The sequence below is a fragment of the Bradyrhizobium sp. 23 genome, from assembly GCF_023073295.1.
GTDB classification, from domain to species: domain Bacteria; phylum Pseudomonadota; class Alphaproteobacteria; order Rhizobiales; family Xanthobacteraceae; genus Bradyrhizobium; species Bradyrhizobium canariense_D.
On record NZ_JADPJF010000098.1, the window covers coordinates 36,456 to 38,516 of the forward strand.

At 65.5% G+C, this 2,061-nt stretch carries 2 protein-coding genes; both read right to left on the minus strand.

Features of this window, described 5'->3' with window-relative positions:
* Positions 1-478, minus strand: a 478-nt coding sequence (locus tag IVB32_RS23995; protein WP_247411672.1) for an ATP-binding cassette domain-containing protein, incomplete at its 3' end; no start/stop codon positions are given.
* Between the two features lie 135 nt (positions 479-613).
* A partial coding sequence (locus IVB32_RS24000; protein WP_247411675.1) for a DUF4403 family protein occupies positions 614-2,061 on the minus strand: 1,448 nt, incomplete at its 5' end.

Genomic DNA, 2,061 nt, shown 5'->3' on the forward strand with positions numbered 1-2,061 from the left:
AAACCAGCGCGCGGGCCAGCGCCACGCGCTGCTGTTGACCGCCGGACAGCTGCCCGGGCCGCCGCTGCGCCAGAGTTTCCATCTTGATCATGCGCAATGCCGCTTTGACACGATCCTGCGCTTCGGCCTTGTTCGTGTTGCGAACGGAGAGCGGGAAGGCGATATTCTCCGCAATCGTCAGGTGCGGAAACAGGGCATAATTCTGGAACACCATGCCGATGTCGCGCTTGTGTGCCGGCACGTTCTTGATCGGTCGGTCCGCGAGGAAGATCTCGCCATGGGTCGGAACCTCGAAACCCGCCAGCATCATCAGGGTGGTCGTCTTGCCCGAGCCCGACGGACCAAGCAGGGTGACGAACTCGCCCTTCCTGATGTCGAGATCGAGGTTTTTCACCACGAGGTGCTCGCCATCATAGGTCTTCTGAATGCCGGAAAAGCGCACCAGCGCCGGCGCAGGCGTAACCATGCCGGCTTCCATGTCGTCCTCGCGTTGTCAGCCACAGTGCTGTCAGCACCCCGTCCCCGGGGTGCGAGGAACAGCTTAGCATCGTCCGACCAGATTGCCAGCGGCGCAAGCGACTGCGCGCACGGACCCGTCGGGAAAAGGGGCGCGCTACATCCCCGACAGCTTCGTCACGGATACATTCAGCGAGCCCCCGGCTTCCGCGATCACGCGCAGCGTCTTGGAGTCGAAGGCGATGTCGGCGAGGCTCAGGCTGTCGATCTTCGCTTCGACCTTGATGCCATCCTCGTTCTTCTGATAGTCGGCGATCGCGGCGGCGATCTTCTCGCGTGCGTTGGCGGCAATCGGCTTCAGATCGACCGTCGCTTTCTGCACCAGCGCCTGCTGCATCTGCGGCACCACCGCGCGCGCCGCGGCACCCAGCAGGCCGAAGGCCGCCTCGGATTCCACGGCGAGCTGGATGTCGGCGAGCCGCAGCGTCTGCTGCGCCTGGTCGAGCATCGGCCGGCCCCAGATGTGCACGGTCGCTTCGGCGCCGAGACCAAGCCAGCTCTTCTTCTCCTTGGCGCGCACCAGCAGCGAGATCAGGAGGCGCTCGCCCGACGGGATCACGTTGACGCTCTTGACGGTGACATCGACCGGGCCGGAGCCGTCCTCGGGATAGGTGTGGCCGACCATCTGCGCCGCGATGAGCTTGTTGATCTCGGTGAAGGGCACGTCGATCGGCACGCCAATGTTCACACCGGTGCCGGTCGGCGGCACGATCGAGATCTTGTCGGGGAACGGGCAGTCGGGCTTGGTCGGCGTCGAGATCACGCGCGTCTCGAGCTCGAGGCCAAGCAGCAGCGTCACGTTCTGTGCGTCGACGCGCGGCTGTGCCGCGATGGCGCGGGTCGGCTTCATCTCGAGCCAAAGCGGCGGCAGCGCGGCGGAAGACCCCGAGCCTTGCAGCGGGATCGAGCGGCAGGCCTTGGCCCATTGCAGCTTCGCGTTGTCCCGCAAGGTCGGATCGTTGCGCATGCGTTCGGAGACGGCGTTGATCTGTTCGCCGACGGTCTTGTCGATCAGCGGCTTCACCTGGGCAGGCACGTTGACCTTGGCGCCCGAAATGTTGAGGTTGGTATCGCCAAGATTGACCTGGGCGCCGAGATTGGGCTCGAGATGCCAGTTGGCGGCGAGCTTCGGCCGCGAGGTAACGACGACGTTGCCCTTGATCTCGGCGCTGGCGTTCAAATTCTTGATGTTGACCGCGCCGATCTGTTTCGCGGCATTGCCGCCGAGCACGCTGCCGAGCGCCTCGCCGAGCGCGCCGGTGGCTTTCGACGACAGCGAGCCCGTCACGTTCAGCTTGCCCGTGAGCGGCGTCGAGATCGTCAGCACGTCCTTGTCGCCGGCAGTCGCCATCGGTCCGCGTACCGCCGACCAGCCGATGTCGGCGTTCTCCAGGATTTGCGAGATCGGGTTCTCGGCCTTGCCGGCGAAATTGCGCGGAGCGGCCTTCTCGGCCTGCTCGCGGATCGCCGACAGCGCGATGGCGACCGGCGCCACCACGATCGAGCTCTTCGAGACTGGCGGCAGCGGCGGCAATTGCGCGACCG